Annotated in this window: 3 protein-coding genes; all 3 read right to left on the reverse strand. The window is 43.9% G+C overall.

The window, feature by feature from the left end:
- A partial coding sequence (thrB, locus tag IQ242_RS21565; protein ID WP_193961355.1) for a homoserine kinase occupies nucleotides 1–768 on the reverse strand: 768 nt, incomplete at its 3' end.
- Between the two features lie 2 nt (nucleotides 769–770).
- Nucleotides 771–1,481 carry a superoxide dismutase gene (locus tag IQ242_RS21570; RefSeq protein WP_193961356.1) on the reverse strand — a complete coding sequence of 237 codons (711 nt, stop codon included), beginning with the start codon at nucleotides 1,479–1,481 and terminating at the stop codon, nucleotides 771–773.
- Nucleotides 1,482–1,849: 368 nt separating this feature from the next.
- On the reverse strand, nucleotides 1,850–2,551 hold the full coding sequence (locus IQ242_RS21575; RefSeq protein ID WP_228021145.1) for a PEP-CTERM sorting domain-containing protein: 702 nt from the start codon (nucleotides 2,549–2,551) through the stop codon (nucleotides 1,850–1,852).
- Nucleotides 2,552–2,842: the final 291 nt, after the last annotated feature.

A 2,842-nucleotide genomic window follows, 5' to 3' on the forward strand; every position in this document is an offset into this window, starting at 1 on the left:
ACTAATTACCATCCCGTAAGCACCCCCATTAATGGCGGCTTTTTTCACCTTTTCGTAACCCGGGATCAAAGATTGGCGATAGGGTTGATGCAGTTTATCCTCTAGGGCAATTCTCAGCCAATCGCCGTTACCCGTCTCTAATCCCCGCAATAATAAACCCAAGCGGGAAATATTGAAAATTGCCTCCTGACGGCTAATTTTTTCGGGTAAAACCGCCCTAGCTTTTTCCGTAGCCAGTTCAAAATCGGGAATCGCTAGGACGGGAATGAGATTTTTTTGCCAAAATACTTGACAAATAGCCCAATTTGTGCTATCTCCTGCCGATAGCTGACAGTTGCCCCGCAAAGCTGGCACCACATTATCTGGATGGCCCTCCAAAGCGATCGCTAATGCTTCGATTTCCCCCAGAGATAAAGGATTTCCCGCACATTGATTGGCAGCCACTAACCCACCGATAATAGCAGTCGCAGAACTACCTAAACCTCTAGCCAGAGGAACCCCTAAACCGATCTCGATGGCGATAGGGGGCGGATTCTGTCCTATTTTTTGATAAACTTGCAAAAAAGAACTGTAGATTAAATTATCAGCACCTTGGCTAACTTTAGCTGATTCAGTTCCCTTGACACTAATGCTGACAGGGTTAGCTGTCGTTGCTGGCAGCAGGGTAAAAGTAAACTGATTATATAGGGTTAAGGCCGCTCCGAGACAATCGAAGCCGGGCCCAATATTAGCAGTGGTAGCGGGAACTGTTACCGTAAAAGTTGTCATCGTTAAGCTTTTGCCTGAAGATAGCGGCGATTTACCTCCTCCCAGTTAACCACATTCCACCACTGTTTTAAATACTCAGCCCGTTGATTACGATATTTTAAGTAATAGGCGTGTTCCCAAACATCATTGCCCATAATTGGCTGTAATCCCATCATTAGGGGGCTATCTTGGTTGGCAGTGCTGGTAATTTCCAGTTGTCCTGACTTATTTAAAACCAACCATGTCCAACCACTACCAAAAAGTCTAGTACCTGCTTGGTTGAAAGCGTTTTTAAATTCCTCGAAACTGCCAAATTTAGCGATTATTGCCGCCCCTATTTCTCCTGTTGGTTCGCCACCGCCATCGGGGGACATAATCTGCCAAAACATCGTATGATTAAGATCGCCGCCGCCATTATTGCGGATAGTGGTGCGAAGATCGGCGGGTAAAGAGTCAAGCTTTTTAATTAATTCTACTACTGTTTTTTTCTGCAATTCTGGATATTTTGCCACTGCCAGGTTGAGATTATTAACGTAGGCAACATGGTGTTTATCGTGATGAAATTGCATCGTTTCCTTATCAATATAAGGTTCTAGCGCATCATAGCTATAGGGTAGGGCAATGAGACTATAGGGACCAGTAGCGGCAAAAGCGGCAGAGTTAAAACCAGCAAGAGTGGCTGTGCCAAGGGTAGCACCTAAAAGATCAAGAAATTGACGGCGATCGAGAGACATATTCTCAAAGCAGATGTTCCGATTATCAATTATCCTATCGATCGGTGCCTTGGCAGAGAAAAGTTTTTATTTTTACCTGTCCGCTATAAGATGTCAAATTTTTTGAGTAATTGCCAGGGAATTTAAAAAAATTTGTTTACCTAAAATTAAGAGTTAAATTTGGAAGGTTTCTAGAGTGCGTTTTTTCTCAAGTGGGGATGGAAAAAATCCCATCCCCACACTTGTCAATTTATCGTTGGCTCTTCTCGACTTTGTGTGATAATTTTTGCTTATGGAATCGTGAAATGCTTATCGGGCAAGACTTTTAGGGCTATTTTGCGGATATTCTATCAGTATAGACCTCGTTTCCACACAGAAACCAGAAGAGCCTATCGTTTTTGTTTGAATTGAGAACCGATGCCCAAAAGTCCTAAACCTAATAATCCTAAAATTGCCGAAGGTTCGGGAACCCGTTCGCCGGTCAGACTAAAGGCAAAATCCGTGTCAAGTTGACTGCGGCTCCCCAAAAAGTCTTGATAAGAAACACCATCGCCCTGACTGCTGGTGTACCATCCCCACTGGGGCGGAAAACCAAGACTAGGAACAATCGCCAGCCAATAGGTTGCACCCGCTTGGGCGAGGAAAGTATTGGTCAAGTTCGCACTATAGCTATAGACGGGAAAGCCATTGTTGTCTGTGCCGATAAAAGTTTCCCCCGCATTCCCCGTTATCGTTTCCGAGAAAAGCAAAGAACCCGGCTGACCAGCGTTATTACCGAAAATAGAGAGGGCAAAGGAGGAGATGGCTGCAGGACTACCATTAAAATAACCCCCCACCCAGTCAACACCATCAACTAAATTGTCACTGGAGAAACTAAAGTTGTCGTAAACAGTGGCAAAATTACCGAAAGAATTAGTATCATTTTGGGATGCTAACACGTTGCCACTGGGAAAGTCGGCAGCTTGGCTAAAGATAACACTTGCTTGGGCGGCTTGGAAAGGGGTTAGGATGGCTAGAGTTGCCCCCGCTACCAATAAGCAATGCTTACCCCCCCCCGCACTTTTGATAACTTTTGTTAATGTTTTGTCCATGCAAAACTCTTCACTTGGTAAGTTTCCTTCGATTATATAATTGTATTTTTCAAAAGACTGGTACTGCCTGCTACAAATAAGTAATGCTTACCCCCCCCGCACTTTTGATGATTTTTGTTAATGTTTTGCGACATGGAAACCTCTTCTTTGGTAGGGTTTCTTCAATTGTATAATTGTCTTTGCCTCTCTTGGATATTGGCTGAAAAATGTTCACAATGTCACATTATGGGCGCAAGCGTTGCGCCCCTACATTACACAATGACCTCAAATACTTTTTCAGCAAGCCTTTAT

This window comes from Microcystis sp. LEGE 08355 (assembly GCF_015207185.1).
Classification (GTDB): domain Bacteria; phylum Cyanobacteriota; class Cyanobacteriia; order Cyanobacteriales; family Microcystaceae; genus Microcystis; species Microcystis panniformis.

Bases quoted from the DNA above. Each gene is read 5' to 3' on its own strand.
- IQ242_RS21570 (WP_193961356.1), bottom strand. From the start codon at position 1,481: ATGTCTCTCGATCGCCGTCAATTTCTTGATCTTTTAGGTGCTACCCTT.
- IQ242_RS21575 (WP_228021145.1), bottom strand. From the start codon at position 2,551: ATGGACAAAACATTAACAAAAGTTATCAAAAGTGCGGGGGGGGGTAAG.